Below are 18,915 nucleotides of genomic sequence, written 5' to 3' on the forward strand. Positions count from 1 at the left end.
CTTACCTCGTTTCTACTTGTCGTTCCTTCGCTCTTAATTGACCACATGCTGCATCAATATCTGACCCTTGTTCACGTCTTATTGTAGCATTGATTCCTAAACGTTTTAACTCTTTTTCAAATTTAAAAATGTCATCTTTAGGTGTTTTAACATAATTCCTTTCAGGAACATGGTTTACAGGAATTAAATTTACGTGACAATTTAACCCTTTAATAAGATGTGCTAGATCTCTTGCATGTTCCAATTGATCATTAACACCACCGAATAATCCATATTCAAATGTAATTCGACGATTCGTCTTCTCTTGATAATATTCAATTGCTTCCATTAACTTTTCAACATTATACGCTCTGTTAATTGGCATTAATCTTGAACGCACTTCATCTTTGGCACCATGTAAACTTACGGCAAAGTTAATTTGAATATCTTCTTCTGCAAAATCATAGATTCTAGGAATAATACCTGATGTTGATACAGTTATATGACGTGCACCAATATTTAAACTATTGTCATCATTGACAATACGTAAGAAATCCATCATTTCATCATAATTTTCAAATGGTTCGCCGATACCCATAATAACAATTTGAGAAACGCGTTCTTCTGTTTCATCTAAAGCCTTTTGTACCGTAAGTACCTGTGACACAATTTCACCAGCTTCTAAATTACGCTTTAATCCACCTAATGTTGAGGCACAGAATGTACAACCAATACGACAACCTACTTGTGTTGTTACACATACAGAATTCCCATATTCATGACGCATTAATACCGTTTCAATTGTATAGCCATCTTGCAATTCAAATAAGAATTTAATTGTACCGTCTCTACTTTCTTGTTTAACCACTGTTGTTAGTGTTGTCATAGCAAAATTATCTTTTAAAAGTTGTCTTAAATCTTTTGATAAATTTGTCATTTCATCAATGCTATCAACACGTTTTTGGTATAACCATTCAAATATTTGTTTTGCTCTGAACTTTTGTTGGCCATGTTCGATAAGCCAATTTTGCATTTCATCGTATCTTAATGAATAAATAGACTGCTTCTCAAAATCAGGAAGGAATTTATTTTTCTTTTTCTTTTTATCAGTAATCATGTTAACTTTCCTTTCTTTTAATTCTAGCGATAAAGAATCCATCTGAGTGGTAGTCTTGGGGGAATATTTGTAATGTTTTCACCATTTCACCTGTCATTGGATGTTGGAAGGGTTCAAACTCGAAATCTTTATTTTGTTTTAAAAATGTATAAACGACATTTTCGTTTTCCATTTGTTCAATCGTACATGTTGAATAAATAATTGAGCCACCCGGCTTCACATTATGTTTAACATTCTCCAATATTTGTAACTGCAATTCAACTAATGATTGTATAGAATTTTTCGATTGAGTATATTTAATTTCGGGTTTATGTCTTAATACACCAAAACCACTACAAGGTGCATCTACTAGAATTTTGTCATATTGCGTTACATAAGGTTCTGTAGCATCATGTTGATAGGCTTCAATATTTTTCAATCTAAGTTTTCTTATATTGAAATCAATTAATTTGATCTTATGGTCATGAATATCAGTTGCATCTACATGCCCTTCCGGCGATAAAATTTCGGCGATATGACACGCCTTACCTCCAGGTGCACTACATGCATCTAGGACGGAGTCATTTCTGTTTAAATCCATAATATGTGCAACAAACATAGAACTTTTATCTTGAATTGAAACTAATCCATCTTTAAACGCTCTTGAATTAACAATAGGTTTACCGGAAATATGGAGACAGAATGGTAAAACATCATCTCTATCAACAATATAACTTTCTTTTTCTAACGCACTAATAATATCATCAATAGAACCTCTCGTTATGTTGGCTCTTACAGTGGTCGCTACTGGTTCTAAAAATGACTGTGCAATGGCTTCTGTTTGCTCTAAACCGTAATGTGTTACCCAATGATCAACAAGCCATTTTGGTAAACTATATTGAATTGCGATACGTTTTTTATCATCTTGTATATCTTGAACATCAGGTAATTCACTTCTCATGATGTTACGTAGAATACCGTTAACTACATTACCGGTATAATAGCCACCTTCTTCTTTGGCAATCTCAACCGCTTCATTAATAATGGCATGATCTGGCACCTTATCTAAATATACATATTGATAGATACTCATCCATAGTAACTCACGTACCCAACCTTTTATCTTCGTTTTTAGGAAAGGTTTCAAATAAAAATCTAATGTATATTTGCGTTTAACTGTACCGTAAACAAGTTCAGTGAAAAGGCCTTTATCTAAATCACTAATCTCATAAGTAGAAAGCACCTCGTTAATTTCTAGATTACTATATGCACCTTCATCTAATATTGCTTGTATCGTCTCAAATGCGAGACCTCTTATCGAATTTGTCATACTAATTTCTTCCCAACTAGTGATTCTTGAACACCACTTAAATAATTTGCTACTTGCATACGTTTTTTACCGGCTAATTGTATATCAGTTAAAGCAATACATTCTTCTGAAGCTGTTGCAACAATAATCGCTTTCTTAGTCGTTTCAACAATCGTTCCAGGTTCGCCTTTTTTTCCAGAAACGATGTGCGCACCATATATTTTTAAATTTTTATCATCCATGATGGTATAAGCTACTGGCCAAGGAGACAAACCACGAATATGATTATGAATTACCTGTGCATCTTGGTTCCAATTAATTTTTTCATCTTCACGACTAATATTAGAAGCAAATGAAGCTTTAGCTTCATCTTGAACAATACTATCGTTTGTACCATTTAAGATAGACGGTAAAGTTTCTTTAAGTAAATCAGCACCTAAAAAACTTAGCTTATCATGCATAGAACCAACATTATCATCTTGTTCAATTGCAATTGCACGTTGTGAAATAATGTTTCCTGCATCTAATTTTTTCACCATATACATTATCGTGATTCCTGTTTCCTTTTCACCATCAATAATCGCTTGATGAATCGGTGCACCGCCACGGTATTTAGGTAATAAAGATGCATGTACATTAATAGCACCCAATTTAGGTGAATCTAATAAAGATTCAGGTAAAATTTGCCCAAATGCAGCTGTAACAATTAAATCAACATCCATGTCTAATAAAGTTTGTAATTCCTCAGAATCTTTTATTTTTTCAGGTTGATATACTGGTATATCATGTTCTAATGCTACCTTTTTAACCGGTGGTGGTGTCATAACGCGTTTTCTACCTACTGGTCTATCTGGTTGCGTTACCACTGCAACTACTTCTTGTTCTGCGATAAGCATTTCTAATACTTTTGTTGAAAAATCAGGTGTCCCCATAAAAATTATTTTACTCATATTCGAAATACGCCTCCATTTCTTCTTCACTTAATATACGTTTAGCCTTTTCTGTGAAAAATATGCCATTGAGTTGATCTATCGTATGTAAAATCATTCTAGCTACATCATCATATGCTGTAAGTTCAACAGTGTTTCCATTAACATCATTACTTTCTACAACAATCATTTTGTTACGTTCAACTTCACCAAACACATTTGGCAAACTGACTGACCCTTCTAAATCAGTAATAGTTTCTTCGGATTGATTTTTAATTTTCGGGTTAATCAGTTGTAGCAATCCTTCCATTTCCATATCCACAATCGCCACTTGTTGGTTAATGCCAATCTGATTAGCACTTAGTGCAGACCCTTCCAAAGCGTATAGGCTATCTTCTATATCCATTAACGTTTGCTTTAATTGATCATCGAAATGCTCTACTGGATTTGCAGGTTGATTAAAAATTGGATGCTCTGATTTCACTAATTTTTTTACTGACACATTTAACGCTCCTCATTAAAATTCATCAAACCATTATAACTTAATTAGCACAAAATTGCGACCTCTCTTAATCAGACTAAAGAATGAGGTCAATGTCTTTGACTTTAATATTATATTTTATAAAATATAAATGAGTAGTATGTTTTGAAAATAGAAAAGTCTTTCAAAATCATTAATTAAAATTTTACTTAAAGTGAGGTGTAACTAATATGGAAGTCAATAAAGTGATTTACATTTTATTAGCCGTATTCTTAGGAAGCTTTGGAATTCATAAATTCTATGCTGGTAAAACGATGCAAGGCATCTTACACATCTTATTCTGTTGGACAGCGATTCCTCATGTATTAGCAATTATTAGTGCTATTTTAACATTATTCAAACCAGCAGATGAAAACGGTAATGTGACAATGTAATTCTGCCTTGTTACCTAATGGAAAAAGCCATTGTGTGTCATCTTTGATGTCACACAATGGCTTTTTTACATCATCATTTGCGGATTAATGTCGATTTTTAATGCTAATTTGTCCTTAACATATTGTTCATGATAGTAATCGTCTAAATATTGAAGTGCTTTATGAAGTTCTGGCTCTCGTTTGTATTTTACTAAAATTTGGAAACGATACTCATTATTAATTCTAGATAGTGCTGCAGGTGATGGCCCTAAAACAAGCGATTGATCTGTAAGGTGTTGTAATAGGATTTTATGAATATGCTTAGAAGCTTCCATTACTTTTTTCATTTCTTTATGTGAAATCGTGAAGTTAATTAAAAAGTAATAAGGCGGATATTTTCCTAGTTTGCGATAAGTCATCTCTTGTTGATAAAACGTTAAATAATCATTTTTCTTAACATCTTCAATGGCATAATGTTCTGGATTATACGTTTGAATAATTACTTTACCTTCTTTTTCATGTCGACCTGCACGACCTGCCACTTGTGTTAATAATTGATATGTTCGTTCACTCGCTCTGAAATCAGGTAAATTGAGCATGGTATCTGCATTGAGCACCCCAACAAGCGTGATGTTTGGATAGTCTAATCCTTTGGCAATCATCTGTGTGCCTAAAAGTATATCACCTTTACCATTCTCAAAATCAGTAAGTAATTTTTCATGGGCACCTTTACGAGAAGTTGTATCAACATCCATTCGTATAATTTTTGCCTCTTCAAATTCTTGTTGTAATAATTCTTCCACTCTTTGCGTTCCAGTACCAACTTGTCTAATATGTTCACTTTCACAATTAGGGCATTGATTAGGTGGTGTTTCTTGGTACCCACAATAGTGACATTTTAGTAGATCCGTGGTCTTATGATACGTTAAGGAAATATCACAGTTTGGACATTGCGGTACATGACCACAATCACGGCATAACATAAATGAAGCATAGCCTCTTCGATTTAAGAATAATACAATTTGTTCATTATTATCTAAACAATGTTGAATCGCATCTCTTAACGTTGATGAGAACATCGAACGGTTACCTTCCGCAAGTTCTTCACGCATGTCTACAATATCAATTTCTGGTAATGCTTGATTGTTCACTCGATGAGGTAATGATAGTAATTGATAAACATCTTTTTCAGCACGCGCATATGATTCTAAACTTGGTGTCGCACTACCTAAAATCACTGGGCAATGGTGATAACTGCTTCTCCATTGAGCAATATCTCTAGCATGATATCTTGGATAATCTTCTTGTTTATATGTAGACTCATGTTCTTCATCGATGATAATTAGTCCTAAGTTTTTAAATGGCGCAAATATACTAGAGCGTGCACCGACACTAACTTGTGCACGTCCATCACGAATTTTTTGCCATTCATCGTAACGTTCTCCATTTGATAAACCTGAATGTAATACAGCAACATCATCACCAAAACGACGTTTGACTCTTAATACCATTTGAGGTGTTAAAGCAATTTCTGGTACAAGCATCATAGCTTGTTTACCTTGATTTAAAGCTGATTCAATTGCTTGTAAATAGACTTCTGTTTTACCAGAACCTGTCACACCATGTAATAAAAAGGTTCTTTCTTCGTTGGCATCTATTTTCTCTTTGATTGCATCAAAAGCGATTTGTTGGTCATGTGTTAATTGACGATTATCTTCTTTCTCAAAAATTCGATTCGCAAATGGATCTCTTTCTATTTCAGCATCATATTTTTCCAAGTATCCCTTCTTAATAAGGGTATCTAAACTCGATTTAGAAAATCCCATTTCTTCAATTTCTTTTAAAAACACATCTCTATGACGTTCGTCTAATAAATACGCATATAAATCATATTGTTTAATCGCTTTTTCCAAATGATTAAGTACCTCATCCGGATTTCCTATTTCTGTCACTTTAACAGCACGTTGCGTTTTCTTTTTAATATTTTGGGACAAAATGGTTATTTCTTTAATGATGTCATGCTTTAATAAACCATTCAATGCTTCTAAATCATCATTTTTTTGAGCATCTTTATAGAAATAATAGCCTTCTTTATTAAATCGATTTAAAAGTGGTTCAGGTATATCATTACCTTTCAGAACCTCAAAAGCCTTTTGATATTTAGCTTTAATTGCATTTGGTAACATCACTTCTAAAACAGATATACGTTTCGTTAAATGATAATGACTAAGCCATTCACTGAGTTCAATTAACTCAGGCGTTAACTCTGGTTTAATATCTTGAATTTCTTTAATTTCCTTTAGCTTACTGATATCAATACCTTCATCAGGCTGACTTTGAATACTCATCACATAGCCTTGGATTGTTCTCGGACCAAAAGGCACAATCACTCGTACACCTACTTGAACAAATGATTGCAATCGTTCGGGAATGATATAATCAAACTTAAAGTCGACGCTTTTCGAAGGTATGTCCACAATAACCTTAGCTATCATTATTGCCACCTAGTTTCTAATTCGTCTAAAATATCGTTGGCAATTTCAACTTTTTTGCCTTTCTTAATATTGATCATATCTTGATTTTTAAAATGCATCGTTAATTCATTTTCATCAGAACTAAATCCAATTGAGTGGTCCCCCACATTATTAGAAATAATCACATCTGCATTTTTTCGTTTTAATTTATCTTGAGCATACTTCTCAATATTCTGCGTTTCTGCTGCAAAACCTACTAAATACTGATTGGTCTTATGCTCACCAAGATATTTAAGTATATCTTGTGTTCGTTTGAATTTTACAGTTAAATCACCATCTTGCTTTTTCATTTTATGATCTAACACTTCTGATGGCGTATAATCTGATACGGCAGCCGCTTTCACAACAATATCTTGCATATCATATCGTTTAGCGGTTTCCTGAAACATCTCTTCTGCGCTTTCAACATGAATAACTTCAATACCTTCTGGATCTGCCAATTGTGTCGGACCAGTTACCAACGTGACATGTGCACCACGTTTTTTTAACGCATTAGCAATAGCAAACCCCATTTTTCCAGAAGAGCGATTAGATACAAATCTAACAGGATCAATGACTTCAATCGTTGGCCCTGCAGTAACTAGTGCGTGTTTGCCATTAAATGAACTTTCCACTTGAATCTCTTGTTGATGGAAATATTGATTGATGACTGAAACTATTTGTAAAGGTTCTTCCATTCGTCCTTTAGCCACATAACCACACGCTAAGTACCCATCACCTGGCTCAATAAATTGGTACCCATCAGCTTTGAGTGTTTCAATATTATGTTGTGTGCGCTTATTTTCATACATATGTACATTCATGGCAGGCGCAATAAACGTTTGTGTTTCTGTTGCTAATAAGGTTGACGTAATCATATCGTCTGCAATACCCACACTTAACTTCGCAATTGTATTTGCAGTTGCTGGTGCTACAATAATCACATCTGCCCAATCACCCAATGCTACATGTTGAATTTCTTGCGGGTTTTCTTCTTTAAAAGTATTTGTATATACTGGATTTTTACTTATAGACTGAAAAGCCAATGGTGTTACAAATTCTTGTGCATGATTTGAAAGCATAACACGCACTTCGTAACCAGCTTGAGTAAGTTTACTTGTTAAATCAATTGCTTTATATGCTGCAATACCGCCTGTTACTGCTAATAAAATATGTTTCATTATCAATTTCTCCTTAAAACATTCTCATTTCACTGAATTCATTTCTTTAAATGAGGATATTCACACAATTTATATTCGCATTTATGTTCAAATTTATATTAATTATACACAAATTGTCGCTAATATTAAAAAAACACACCTTATCTACATGATATATCCATCACAAGATTGTAATGAAATATCTTCAAAAAGGTGTGTCACAAAATTAGTATATGATTATCCTAAAAATTCTTGCGGGATAACTGGTGATACTTTGCCATCTGCAATTTCTTCTAATGCTTTACCGACAGGTTTAGCTGAATGATATTCACTTTCTAAAGCTGTTTCTGGTCTTTCGTCTAATTCACGAGCTCTTTTTGCGGCAGTCGTTGCGATAAGGTATTTAGATGTAATTTTACCTGTTAATTGGTTTAATGGTGGGTTTAACATTATTTTTTAGCCTCCAGTATCATTTTTCTATATTTAGCTTCTATACGTTCACGTTTAAGGTGTTCAGCTTCGACAATTGACTGAATTTTGTTTTTCGCTAATTCTACTTCGTCGTTTACCACTACATAATCGTATAAGTTCATCATTTCTACTTCTTTACGTGCCTCGGCAACACGGCTTTGAATTTTCTCATCTGATTCAGTGCCTCTACCAACTAAACGATCTCTTAAATCATCAAGACTTGGTGGAGCAAGGAAAATAAATAATGCTTCAGGGAATTTCTTTCTAACTTGTTTTGCACCTTCAACTTCAATTTCTAAAAATACATCATGTCCTTGGTCCATTGTATCTCTAACATATTGAACAGGCGTCCCATAGTAATTACCTACATACTCGGCATATTCAATAAATTGATCATCTTTTATTAATGCTTCAAACTCTTCTTTCGTCTTGAAAAAGTAATCTACACCATCAACTTCTCCCTCGCGCATGCTACGAGTTGTCATCGATATAGAATACTTATACGAAGTGTTTGGATCTTCAAATATTTTTTTTCTAACAGTTCCCTTACCAACACCAGAAGGACCTGAAAGAACAATTAACAATCCTTTTTCATTATCCATGCCTTACGACCTCTCTAAGCTATTCTTCTATTATTTAAATATGATATCATATTGCACTTGAAATTGTATAGAGATACTTTGGGCAGTTATCCTCATTTTTCAAATATTCAATGTTTTGAACACGATGTATGACCATTAGCACGATGCATGTTACAATAATGAGAATGAATAAAATGAAGGTGGCAGATAATTATGGCATATGATGGCCTATTTACAAAAAAGATGGTGACTTCTTTACAAGATTTAGTTACTGGACGAATCCATAAAATCAATCAACCAGAAAATGACACAATCATCATCGTTGTTCGCCAAAATCGTCAAAATCATCAATTACTTTTATCCATACATCCTAGCTTCTCTAGATTACAATTAACGAATAAAAAATATGATAATCCATTTGATCCCCCAATGTTTGCACGTGTCTTTCGTAAGCATTTAGAAGGTGGCATTATTAAATCCATTCGTCAAATTGGTAATGACAGAAGAGTTGAAATCGATGTACAAAGTAAAGATGAAATCGGTGATACGATACACCGCACAATTATTTTAGAGATTATGGGCAAACACAGTAACTTGATCTTAGTAGATGACGACCGAAAAATTCTTGAAGGATTTAAACATCTTACACCGAATACAAATCAATACCGTACAGTTATGCCTGGATTTAAATATGAAGCTCCACCTACACAACATAAACTTAACCCTTATGATGTATCAGGTGAAGATGTTTTAAAATATATCGATTTTAATGCAGGTAAAATTGCTAAACAGTTACTTAATACATTTGAAGGTTTTAGTCCTCTAATTACAAATGAAATTGTAAGTCGACGTCAGTTCATGACGCCTGAAACCTTACCAGAAGCATACGATGAAGTGATGGCTGAAACGCTTGAAGCTCCTACGCCTGTATTTCATAAAAATCATCAATCAGGTAAAGAAGATTTCTATTTCATGACATTAAATCAATTTTATGATGATATGGTTACCTATGAATCACTAAATGAATTACTCGATCGTTATTATGATGCGAGAGGTGAACGTGAACGAGTCAAACAACGTGCTAACGATTTAGTTCGGTTCGTTCAACAACAACTTCATAAATATCAAAATAAATTAAGTAAATTGTTACAAGAATACGAAGGTACAAAAGATAAAGATAACTATCAACTCTATGGTGAATTGATTACCGCTAATATTTATCGTATTAAACAAGGTGATGAATCTGTAACTGTTCTTAATTATTATAATAATGAGGAAATCACTATTCCTCTCAATCCAACTAAATCTCCATCAGTTAACGCACAATATTATTACAGACAATATAATCGTATGAAGACACGTGAACATGAACTTCAACATCAATTACAATTGACTAAAGAGAATATTGATTACTTTACAGGTATCGAACAGCAACTTGAACATATTACTGTCAATGAAATTGATGATATTCGTGATGAATTAGCAGATCAAGGATTTATGAAGCAACGTAAAAATGTTAAGAAGAAGAAAAATGCTAAAATTCAATTACAATCGTATTTATCATCAGATGGCGACACTATTCTAGTTGGTAAAAACAACAAACAGAATGATTACCTTACAAATAAAAAAGCACAAAAAAATCATATATGGTTCCATACCAAAGATATACCGGGTTCACACGTAGTCATACTTAACGACTCACCGTCAGAGGAAACGATTAAAGAAGCGGCGATGTTAGCCGGATATTTCTCTAAAGCTGGTAACTCTGGACAAATTCCTGTTGATTATACAGAAATTCGCCATGTGCATAAACCTTCTGGCGCTAAACCTGGATTTGTTACTTATGATAATCAAAAAACATTATATGCTACGCCTGATTACGACCATATACAAAAAATGAAATCTGACAGTTTAAATTAAATAAAGTAAAAGCACTGATTATGCATCATTAAATGCTAAAATCAGTGCTTTTTTATGTTATAGATTAATGTTTTTCTGGTAAAGCCAATTGGAAACTGACACCAAACTTATCTTGTACCCATGCAAATTCTCTATACGGAGGCATTTCTGTTTTAGGCATCAAAATGGCGCCCTCTTTTTTCAGACCGCTAAATAATCTTTCCATTTCCATAGGATCTTTAACAGTGACATAAAGTGACATCGCAGGGTTCATAGGTAATTCTTCACCATTGTTCGCATCAATAGCCATAAAAACTTGGCCATTGAGTGTAAATATTGAATGTTGGACGGTACCTGGTGTGCCTGGTCCATCTTCATCGTATTTAACCATTGTTATAATTTCACTGTCTTCAAATAAACTTGTATATAAATTGATAGCTTCTTCAGCTTGATCATTAAACATTAAAAATGTTGTTATTTTTGGTATTTCCATTTTAATCCCCCTAAAGGTATGTTTATTTTTCTTTAGTATAGTTTAACATGTGTAACTATTATTTTCTGTTATAGACCTTTTAAATCAGTGAATTCATAAAACTTTTCCAGCATATAAGTTGATAAATTTTGACTTATTATCATGAACAGTTAAAATTAAACTAAGTGAAAAGGAGGCCATAACATGACACATGTACTTATACCTTTATTAATATTAGTAATTGTTCTACTCATTGGATGGCTATTAACTAAAATATTCATTCGTTAATACAATATAGAGCGGTGTCCAATCTTTGTTTAAACACATTGACTGTACACCGCTCAACTATTATTATCACTTATTAACATGTAAATTCTCTAGAGCCTACTTACAACTCGCCTTTAACACGTAGGTTTTGCTTTGCTTTTTTAAATATATCACTTGAATGCACAAACGCATCTCGACTCATCTCTTTCTGAAATTGAGTCATTGTTGATTCTTGAGTCTGAACATTGGTATATACATCTTCACGATAGTCCTCTTCTCTAGATAAAAATGCATTACAATGCTTTAAGGATGTGTATAAATCATTATCTTTTTCATGTTCTTTCATGATCATCCCACCTATATACTTATCTTATGATAAGTTATCTCGCCATTCAACTAATGTCTTAATATCATCTTCAGAGATTTCTCCTTGCTCTTTAGCAACTTCAATTAACTCATTATAATTACTTAAAGTATAGAATGGTATTTTTGCTTCGTTAAATGTTTCATCAGCTTTGGCTAATCCATAGGTAAAGATAGCTACAACACCTAATACTTCTGCACCACTTTCTTTTAATGCATCTACTGCTGTAATTGAAGAGCCACCAGTTGAAATTAAGTCTTCTATAACAACAACTTTCTTCCCTTCACTTTTCGCACCTTCGATTTGATTTTGTTTACCATGACTTTTACTTTTAGAACGCACATAGTTCATTGGTAATTCCATTTTTTCAGAAATATATGCAGCGTGTGGAATCCCTGCTGTTGCAGTTCCTGAAATCACTTCTACATCTTCAAATTTTTCATTAATTAATTGGATTAAACCATCTCTAATCGCGTTACGTACGAGTGGAAACCCTAATGTAACACGATTATCACAATAGATAGGTGATTTAATTCCTGAACTCCACGTAAATAAATCATTGGGTGAAAGCGATACTGCCTTTATATCTAATAATGCCTTTGCAATTTCTTTAGCCATTTAACCTAACCAACTTTCTTTAATAATTTGATAACTTTTAACTGGATCATCACTCTGTGTTATAGGTCGTCCAACGACAATATGTGTTGAGCCTAATTGTTTTGCTTGCTCGGGTGTCGTGATACGCTTCTGATCGTTTTGAGCTGAACCTTCTGGTCTAATACCTGGTGTAACCTTCATAAAATCTTTTCCTAGTTGAGCAGTAATTAACTCCGCTTCAAGAGGTGAACATACCACACCATCTAAACCTGCTTGTTGGCTTAATTTAGCATAATTTAATACAGCCTCTTCAATTGTTGTTTGAATGTTTTGTTCTTCATGTAACTGCGTCTCTGTAGTAGAAGTCAATTGAGTCACCGCAATAATTTTTGTATGTTTATTGTGTTGTCGTAACCCTTTAATGGCCGCTTCCATCATTGCCTTTCCACCAGCTGCATGCACATTGACTAAATCAACATCTAGCTTAGCTAAACCTTCCATAGCTTTGCTCACTGTGTTTGGAATATCATGTAATTTTAAATCCAAGAAAATACTATGTCCTCTATCTTTAATAGATTTAATTAGTTTAGGTCCAGTTTGATAAAATAATTCCATACCTACTTTGACAAATAATGGTTCATCGAATTGATCTAAAAATGCATTTACTTTATCAGCTGATTCAAAATCTAATGCAATAATTGGTAATTGTTTCATCGTGTAACTCCTTATATTGAAAGTTCTTCAACCATAGACTCAAAACTATGAATTGAAGAACTTATCTAAAATTAAATACAGACTTTAGTTTATTTAATTGATTTTTATTTACATATTTCTCATTGTGAATGTCATACTCTCGATGACGTTAGTTAACGCACTTGCAGTATCAAGTGAAGTAAGACATGGAATACCATTTTCTACTGTAGTACGACGAATTTGGAATCCATCTCGTTCTACTTCTTTACCTTTAGTCATTGTATTAATCACGATTTGCACATCACCATTTTGAATACGAGTGAGTAAATCATTTTCGCCGCCGATTTTGCCTACAACTTCTACTGGAATATCATTTTGATTTAATTTATCAGCAGTCCCCTTAGTTGCTAAAATCTTATAGCCGACTTCATTGAGACGGTGTGCAATTTTGACAATTTCTTCTTTATCTTTATCACTTACAGTCATCAACACAGTTCCATGGTCTTTAACTTCAAATCCACTACCTGTTAACCCTTTGTATAGCGCTTTCTCTAATGTTTGATCTTTCCCCATCACTTCACCAGTTGATTTCATTTCAGGTCCTAAAGTGATATCAACATTTTTCAATTTATTAAAGCTGAATACCGGTGCTTTAACAAATACCCCTTCTGAATACGGTTGAATACCTTCTTTATAACCAAGTGAAGATAATTTTGTACCCATAATGGCTTGCATTGCTAGTTGAGCCATTTGAATATCAGTGATTTTACTTAAGAATGGTACAGTTCGGCTTGAACGAGGGTTCACTTCTAGTACATAAACACCGTCATGTGCTATTACAAACTGAATGTTAATTAACCCAACGATATTTAAACCTTTCGCTAATCTAATCGTATAATCTTCTAATGTCTCAATTTCTTCTTGAGATAAAGTTTGAGGTGGATACACAGCGATAGAGTCACCACTATGGACACCTGCACGTTCAATATGTTCCATAATACCTGGAATAATCACTGTTTCACCGTCAGAAATAGCATCGACTTCGATTTCTTTACCAGTTAAGTATCTATCAACTAACACTGGATGCTCTGGGCTTGCTTTAACTGCTTGTGTCATATAGTTTTCTAATTCTTTATCATTATCAACGATCTCCATTGCACGACCACCAAGTACATATGAAGGTCTTACAACTACTGGATAACCAATATTACGTGCATTTTCCAATGCTTCTTTTGGTGAAGTCGCAGTTTTACCTTGAGGTTGTGGTACATCAATCGTATGCAATAACGCTTCAAATTCTTTTCTATCTTCAGCTCTGTTTAAATCTTCTAAAGATGTACCTAGAATTTGCACACCATGTTTAGCTAATTTGTCCGCTAAATTAATTGCTGTTTGTCCACCAAACTGTACAACGACACCTTTAGGTTGTTCTAAATTAATGATACTCATCACATCTTCTTCAGTAAGAGGTTCAAAGTATAATTTATCTGAAATAGAGAAATCAGTTGATACCGTTTCAGGGTTGTTATTAACGATAATTGCTTCATAGCCAGCATTTTGAATAGCCCACACAGCATGTACTGTTGCATAGTCGAATTCAACCCCTTGCCCTATACGAATTGGACCAGATCCTAAAACTAAAATTTTCTCTTTGTCTGTTACAATGGATTCATTTTCAGTTTCGTATGTCCCATAATAATATGGTGTTGTTGATTCGAATTCAGCAGCACAAGTATCCACCATTTTGTATACTGGCGTAATATTGTTTTTAATTCTTAATTGATAAACATCTTCTTCTGTCATATCAAAACGATGAGCAATGACTTTATCACTGAAACCATAATCTTTAGCATATTTAAGATATTCTAAATCACCTTGATGTGCTTTCAATTCATGTTCAATATTAATAATATTCTGGAATTTATTTAAGAAGAAGTAATCAATTTTAGTCATATTATGAATTTCTTCTAATGTTGTACCACGACGAATGGCCTCACCGATGAAGAATAATCTTTCGTCATCCTGATGACTAATTCTTTCTTTAATGTAATCTAAATCAAAACTTTCTCCATTTGGTAATCCTAAGTGATGCACACCATATTCTAAGGAACGAATCGCTTTAAGTAATGATTCTTCGTAAGTACGGCCGATTGCCATTACTTCACCAGTTGCTTTCATTTGTGTACCTAATTCACGTTCACCTTTTTCAAATTTATCAAATGGGAAACGTGGAATTTTGGAGATTACATAATCCAATGTTGGTTCAAATGCAGCATATGAAGTACCTGTAATTGGATTTAACATTTCATCTAATGTTAATCCAACAGCAATTTTTGCAGCTAGTTTGGCAATTGGATACCCTGTTGCTTTAGATGCTAATGCTGATGAACGAGATACACGTGGATTGACTTCAATAATATAGTAATTAAATGAATCTGGATCTAACGCTAATTGAACATTACATCCACCTTCGATGCCTAAAGCACGAATAACTTTTAATGAAACGTCTCTTAGCATTTGATATTCCACGTCTGATAATGTTTGACTTGGTGCAACCACAATGGAATCACCTGTATGGATACCCACTGGATCAATGTTTTCCATATTACATACTACAATGGCGTTATCATTTTTATCACGCATAACTTCATATTCAATTTCTTTAAAACCGGCAATGGATTTTTCAATTAAACACTGTGTTGCTGGACTATAGTGTAAACCATTTGTTACAACTTCTTTTAAATCATCATCGTTATAGCAAATACCGCCACCAGTACCGCCCATTGTAAAGGCTGGTCGAACGATTAATGGATAACCCACTTCTTCTTTAAATTTAAAAGCTTGTTCAACTGTATTTACAATATCACTTTCTGGTACAGGAACATCTAAATCATTCATCAATGTTCTAAATAGTTCACGGTCTTCAGCTTGTTGAATTGATTCTAATTCAGTTCCCAGTAGTTTCACATTATTAGCAGCTAATACACCACTATCATGTAACTGAATCGCCATGTTTAACCCTGTTTGACCACCTAACGTTGGTAATAAAGCATCAGGTTGTTCTTTACGAATGATACGTGCGATAAAATCATGTGTTAAAGGTTCAATATATACTTTATCTGCAATTTCTTTATCAGTCATAATCGTAGCTGGGTTAGAGTTAACCAAGATAACTCTATAACCTTCTTCTTTAAGTGCAAGACAGGCTTGAGTTCCTGCATAATCAAATTCCGCAGCTTGGCCAATAATAATTGGGCCCGATCCTACTACTAAAATTGTTTGAATATCGTTACGCTTAGGCATTTACATTACGCTCCTTTTCGATGAACTCATTCATCATAGTAATAAACTCGTCAAATAGATAATTAGAATCACTTGGGCCTGGTCTTGCTTCCGGATGATACTGAACTGAAAAGGCAGGTAACGTTTTATGTCTTAACCCTTCAACTGTACCATCATTTAATGCAATATGAGTGACTTCTAAATCTGTATTTTCTAATGAATCTCGGTCAATTGAATAACCATGGTTTTGACTTGTAATGTCAACTTTACCTGTTTTTAAGTTTTTAACAGGGTGGTTTGCACCTCTATGTCCAAACTTCATTTTGAACGATGTAGCGCCTTGAGATAAAGCAAATAATTGGTGGCCTAAGCAAATACCAAAGAATGGAATTTTGCCAAGAATGCCATTAATCATTTTTACAGCCACATCAATTTCTTCTGGGTCACCAGGGCCGTTAGATAGCATTACACCGTCTGGAGACATTTTGATGATTTCTTCAGCTGTTGTATTGTACGGTACAACTGTCACATTACATCCACGCATATTTAGTTCTCGTACAATATTTTGTTTTTTACCAAAGTCGAGTAAGACAACACTCAAATCTGATCCTGTAGATACATAAGGTGTTTTAGTAGAAACTGTCGACACTTCATCTCTAGGTAATTCAGTCGTTTTTAAATGTTCTACTAAGCTTTCAATGTCAGCTTTGTTATCTGTGAATCCGGCTCTTAATACACCGTGTTGACGAATTTTACGTGTAATACTTCTTGTATCGACACCTGAGATACCTGGTATTTGATATTGTACTAATACTTCATGTAATGTCTTTTGATTACGGAAGTTACTAGGATGTGTACTCGCTTCTTTCACTACAACACCATTCAATGTTGGTGTTAAAGATTCAAAATCATCTCTATTGATACCGTAGTTTCCAATTAATGGATACGTAAATGTAATAATTTGACCTGTGTATGAAGGATCAGAAATTGTTTCTTGATAACCTGTCATAGCTGTATTAAATACAATTTCACCAATTGAAAGTTCATCTGAACCTAATTGATATCCTTCATAATAAGAGCCGTCTTCAAATACTAGATAACGTTTTGAAAGCATCTATTTTTCCTCCTTAAATACTACTTCACCTTTAACCATTGTTAATACTGGATGTCCATATACTTTTTCACCAATAAATGGCGTATTGTCAGCTTTAGATAAGAAATCTTCACTTCTAATTTCTTTTTCATTTTCTAAATCAATAATTGTGATGTCAGCATAACTATCTTTATGCAATTTACCATAATTAAGATTAAAGATAGTTGCCGGTTTAATAGTTAAGTAATCGATTAACTGTTTTAATGACCAATTACCATTTCTAACAAAGTGTGTGTATAATAATGGAAATGCAGTTTCACTACCTACAATACCGAATGGTGCTTTTGTCATTGGTTGTTCTTTTTCTTCTTTCGCATGAGGCGCGTGATCGGTTGCAATACAATCAATTGTTCCGTCTAATAAACCTTCTAATAAGGCATCACGATCTTCTGTACTTCTTAAAGGTGGATTCATTTTATAATTTGCATCATCACCTGGCACATCATTTTCAGTTAATAATAAGTGATGTGGTGTTACTTCTGCAGTTACATGAATACCTGCTTTTTTAGCGTCACGAATGACACGAACACTCTCTTTAGTAGAAACGTGACATACATGGTAATGACAACCAGTAGCTTCAGCTAATAAAACGTCTCGCGCAATTTGAACAGATTCACATACATTAGGAATACCTGGGATACCTAATTCTTCACTACGTTTACCTTTATGCATAGCACCACCATAAATTAAACTATTATCTTCACAATGAGCTACGATTGGTTTTTTCACTTTTGCCGCTTGCTTCATAGCAGCATACATCATACTTGCTTGTTGCACACCTACGCCATCATCAGTAAAGGCAAACACGCCTTCATCCGCTAAAGCTTGGAAATCCACTAATTCTTTACCTGCTTGTCTAGTTGTTATAGAGGCATATGGTAAGACACGAATTTGTGCTGAATCTTTAATTTTTTCTCTTAATGCTCTTACATTTTCCACTGAATCTGGAACTGGTCTAGTATTTGGCATTGGACAGATAGTTGTAAAACCACCTCTTGCAGCCGCTTTCGTACCTGTTTCAATTGTTTCTTTATGTTCTCCACCTGGTTCACGTAAATGTACATGTACATCTACAAATCCTGGTGCTATTAAATTTCCTTTAGCATCTATAACTTCAATATTTTCGGATGAAGAATCAATTTTACTACTAATTGTTTTAATTCTTTTACCGTCAATTAGAATATCCGTATTTTTTAATTTTCCATTTTTAATAATTTTACCGTTCTTAATTAGTTTCATGATTCAAATACCCCTTC

At 33.8% G+C, this 18,915-nt stretch carries 17 protein-coding genes; 2 read left to right on the forward strand and 15 right to left on the reverse strand.

What is annotated here, in order from left to right; all coding sequences use genetic code 11:
* Position 1 precedes the first annotated feature (1 nt).
* The 4 genes from rlmN to ACZ267_RS04395 are packed head-to-tail and all read right to left on the reverse strand — an operon-like array spanning position 2 to position 3,815.
* Entirely contained in the window at positions 2-1,096 is a 1,095-nt protein-coding gene (rlmN, locus tag ACZ267_RS04380) for a dual-specificity RNA methyltransferase RlmN (RefSeq protein WP_002450591.1), read from the reverse strand.
* 1 nt (position 1,097) lies between these two features.
* Positions 1,098-2,405, reverse strand: a complete 1,308-nt coding sequence (gene rsmB / locus ACZ267_RS04385) for a 16S rRNA (cytosine(967)-C(5))-methyltransferase RsmB (RefSeq protein WP_015365093.1) — start codon at positions 2,403-2,405, stop codon at positions 1,098-1,100.
* Positions 2,402-3,334 carry a methionyl-tRNA formyltransferase gene (gene fmt, locus ACZ267_RS04390; RefSeq protein WP_002466201.1) on the reverse strand — a complete coding sequence of 311 codons (933 nt, stop codon included), beginning with the start codon at positions 3,332-3,334 and terminating at the stop codon, positions 2,402-2,404. The genes rsmB and fmt overlap by 4 nt, the downstream gene beginning before the upstream one ends.
* On the reverse strand, positions 3,327-3,815 hold the full coding sequence (locus ACZ267_RS04395; protein WP_002466196.1) for a peptide deformylase: 489 nt from the start codon (positions 3,813-3,815) through the stop codon (positions 3,327-3,329). The genes fmt and ACZ267_RS04395 overlap by 8 nt, the downstream gene beginning before the upstream one ends.
* A 209-nt stretch (positions 3,816-4,024) precedes the next feature.
* Between ACZ267_RS04395 and ACZ267_RS04400 the strand changes: the two genes are divergently transcribed.
* The gene (locus ACZ267_RS04400) at positions 4,025-4,228 is read left to right on the forward strand and encodes a TM2 domain-containing protein (protein ID WP_002450595.1); all 204 of its coding nucleotides are present in this window, start codon (positions 4,025-4,027) and stop codon (positions 4,226-4,228) included.
* Positions 4,229-4,293: 65 nt separating this feature from the next.
* On the opposite strand, the gene priA is transcribed toward ACZ267_RS04400, so the two are convergent.
* The 4 genes from priA to gmk form a co-directional block, all read right to left on the reverse strand.
* Entirely contained in the window at positions 4,294-6,702 is a 2,409-nt protein-coding gene (priA, locus tag ACZ267_RS04405) for a primosomal protein N' (protein ID WP_002466190.1), read from the reverse strand.
* On the reverse strand, positions 6,702-7,901 hold the full coding sequence (gene coaBC, locus ACZ267_RS04410; protein ID WP_002466197.1) for a bifunctional phosphopantothenoylcysteine decarboxylase/phosphopantothenate--cysteine ligase CoaBC: 1,200 nt from the start codon (positions 7,899-7,901) through the stop codon (positions 6,702-6,704). The genes priA and coaBC overlap by 1 nt, the downstream gene beginning before the upstream one ends.
* Before the next feature lie 216 nt (positions 7,902-8,117).
* Positions 8,118-8,330: a DNA-directed RNA polymerase subunit omega gene (rpoZ, locus tag ACZ267_RS04415; protein ID WP_002466202.1), complete on the reverse strand. Its 213-nt coding sequence runs from the start codon at positions 8,328-8,330 to the stop codon at positions 8,118-8,120.
* Entirely contained in the window at positions 8,330-8,953 is a 624-nt protein-coding gene (gmk, locus tag ACZ267_RS04420) for a guanylate kinase (RefSeq protein WP_002466189.1), read from the reverse strand. Before gmk ends, rpoZ begins: the two co-directional genes overlap by 1 nt.
* Positions 8,954-9,145: 192 nt before the next feature.
* On the opposite strand from gmk, the gene ACZ267_RS04425 reads away from it, so the two are divergent.
* Positions 9,146-10,852: an Rqc2 family fibronectin-binding protein gene (locus ACZ267_RS04425; protein WP_002466206.1), complete on the forward strand. Its 1,707-nt coding sequence runs from the start codon at positions 9,146-9,148 to the stop codon at positions 10,850-10,852.
* 64 nt (positions 10,853-10,916) lie between these two features.
* On the opposite strand, the gene ACZ267_RS04430 is transcribed toward ACZ267_RS04425, so the two are convergent.
* The 7 genes from ACZ267_RS04430 to ACZ267_RS04460 form a co-directional block, all read right to left on the reverse strand.
* A complete protein-coding gene (locus ACZ267_RS04430; protein ID WP_002450601.1) occupies positions 10,917-11,324 on the reverse strand; it encodes a VOC family protein in 408 nt (135 codons plus the stop codon).
* A gap of 367 nt (positions 11,325-11,691) precedes the next feature.
* Positions 11,692-11,916: a hypothetical protein gene (locus ACZ267_RS04435; RefSeq protein ID WP_002466188.1), complete on the reverse strand. Its 225-nt coding sequence runs from the start codon at positions 11,914-11,916 to the stop codon at positions 11,692-11,694.
* 24 nt (positions 11,917-11,940) lie between these two features.
* Complete coding sequence (pyrE, locus tag ACZ267_RS04440; RefSeq protein WP_002466194.1) at positions 11,941-12,552, reverse strand: orotate phosphoribosyltransferase; 612 nt, start codon at positions 12,550-12,552, stop codon at positions 11,941-11,943.
* Positions 12,553-13,245 (reverse strand): orotidine-5'-phosphate decarboxylase, encoded by a 693-nt coding sequence (gene pyrF / locus ACZ267_RS04445; RefSeq protein WP_002466199.1) that lies wholly within the window; start codon positions 13,243-13,245, stop codon positions 12,553-12,555. It abuts the gene before it with no gap.
* 108 nt (positions 13,246-13,353) lie between these two features.
* Positions 13,354-16,527, reverse strand: coding sequence for a carbamoyl-phosphate synthase large subunit (gene carB / locus ACZ267_RS04450; protein WP_002466186.1), 3,174 nt, complete (start codon positions 16,525-16,527; stop codon positions 13,354-13,356).
* Positions 16,520-17,620, reverse strand: coding sequence for a carbamoyl phosphate synthase small subunit (locus ACZ267_RS04455; protein WP_015365095.1), 1,101 nt, complete (start codon positions 17,618-17,620; stop codon positions 16,520-16,522). Before ACZ267_RS04455 ends, carB begins: the two co-directional genes overlap by 8 nt.
* On the reverse strand, positions 17,621-18,898 hold the full coding sequence (locus ACZ267_RS04460) for a dihydroorotase (RefSeq protein WP_002466208.1): 1,278 nt from the start codon (positions 18,896-18,898) through the stop codon (positions 17,621-17,623).
* Between the last annotated feature and the right edge of the window lie 17 nt (positions 18,899-18,915).

The organism is Staphylococcus sp. AC872, from assembly GCF_979255425.1.

What these genes read in the sequence shown, in the direction of transcription:
- rlmN (WP_002450591.1), bottom strand. Translation starts at nt 1,096, where the DNA reads ATGATTACTGATAAAAAGAAAAAGAAAAATAAATTCCTTCCTGATTTT.
- rsmB (WP_015365093.1), bottom strand. Translation starts at nt 2,405, where the DNA reads ATGACAAATTCGATAAGAGGTCTCGCATTTGAGACGATACAAGCAATA.
- fmt (WP_002466201.1), bottom strand. Translation starts at nt 3,334, where the DNA reads ATGAGTAAAATAATTTTTATGGGGACACCTGATTTTTCAACAAAAGTA.
- ACZ267_RS04400 (WP_002450595.1), top strand. Translation starts at nt 4,025, where the DNA reads ATGGAAGTCAATAAAGTGATTTACATTTTATTAGCCGTATTCTTAGGA.
- priA (WP_002466190.1), bottom strand. Translation starts at nt 6,702, where the DNA reads ATGATAGCTAAGGTTATTGTGGACATACCTTCGAAAAGCGTCGACTTT.
- coaBC (WP_002466197.1), bottom strand. Translation starts at nt 7,901, where the DNA reads ATGAAACATATTTTATTAGCAGTAACAGGCGGTATTGCAGCATATAAA.
- rpoZ (WP_002466202.1), bottom strand. Translation starts at nt 8,330, where the DNA reads ATGTTAAACCCACCATTAAACCAATTAACAGGTAAAATTACATCTAAA.
- gmk (WP_002466189.1), bottom strand. Translation starts at nt 8,953, where the DNA reads ATGGATAATGAAAAAGGATTGTTAATTGTTCTTTCAGGTCCTTCTGGT.
- ACZ267_RS04425 (WP_002466206.1), top strand. Translation starts at nt 9,146, where the DNA reads ATGGCATATGATGGCCTATTTACAAAAAAGATGGTGACTTCTTTACAA.
- ACZ267_RS04430 (WP_002450601.1), bottom strand. Translation starts at nt 11,324, where the DNA reads ATGGAAATACCAAAAATAACAACATTTTTAATGTTTAATGATCAAGCT.
- ACZ267_RS04435 (WP_002466188.1), bottom strand. Translation starts at nt 11,916, where the DNA reads ATGAAAGAACATGAAAAAGATAATGATTTATACACATCCTTAAAGCAT.
- pyrE (WP_002466194.1), bottom strand. Translation starts at nt 12,552, where the DNA reads ATGGCTAAAGAAATTGCAAAGGCATTATTAGATATAAAGGCAGTATCG.
- pyrF (WP_002466199.1), bottom strand. Translation starts at nt 13,245, where the DNA reads ATGAAACAATTACCAATTATTGCATTAGATTTTGAATCAGCTGATAAA.
- carB (WP_002466186.1), bottom strand. Translation starts at nt 16,527, where the DNA reads ATGCCTAAGCGTAACGATATTCAAACAATTTTAGTAGTAGGATCGGGC.
- ACZ267_RS04455 (WP_015365095.1), bottom strand. Translation starts at nt 17,620, where the DNA reads ATGCTTTCAAAACGTTATCTAGTATTTGAAGACGGCTCTTATTATGAA.
- ACZ267_RS04460 (WP_002466208.1), bottom strand. Translation starts at nt 18,898, where the DNA reads ATGAAACTAATTAAGAACGGTAAAATTATTAAAAATGGAAAATTAAAA.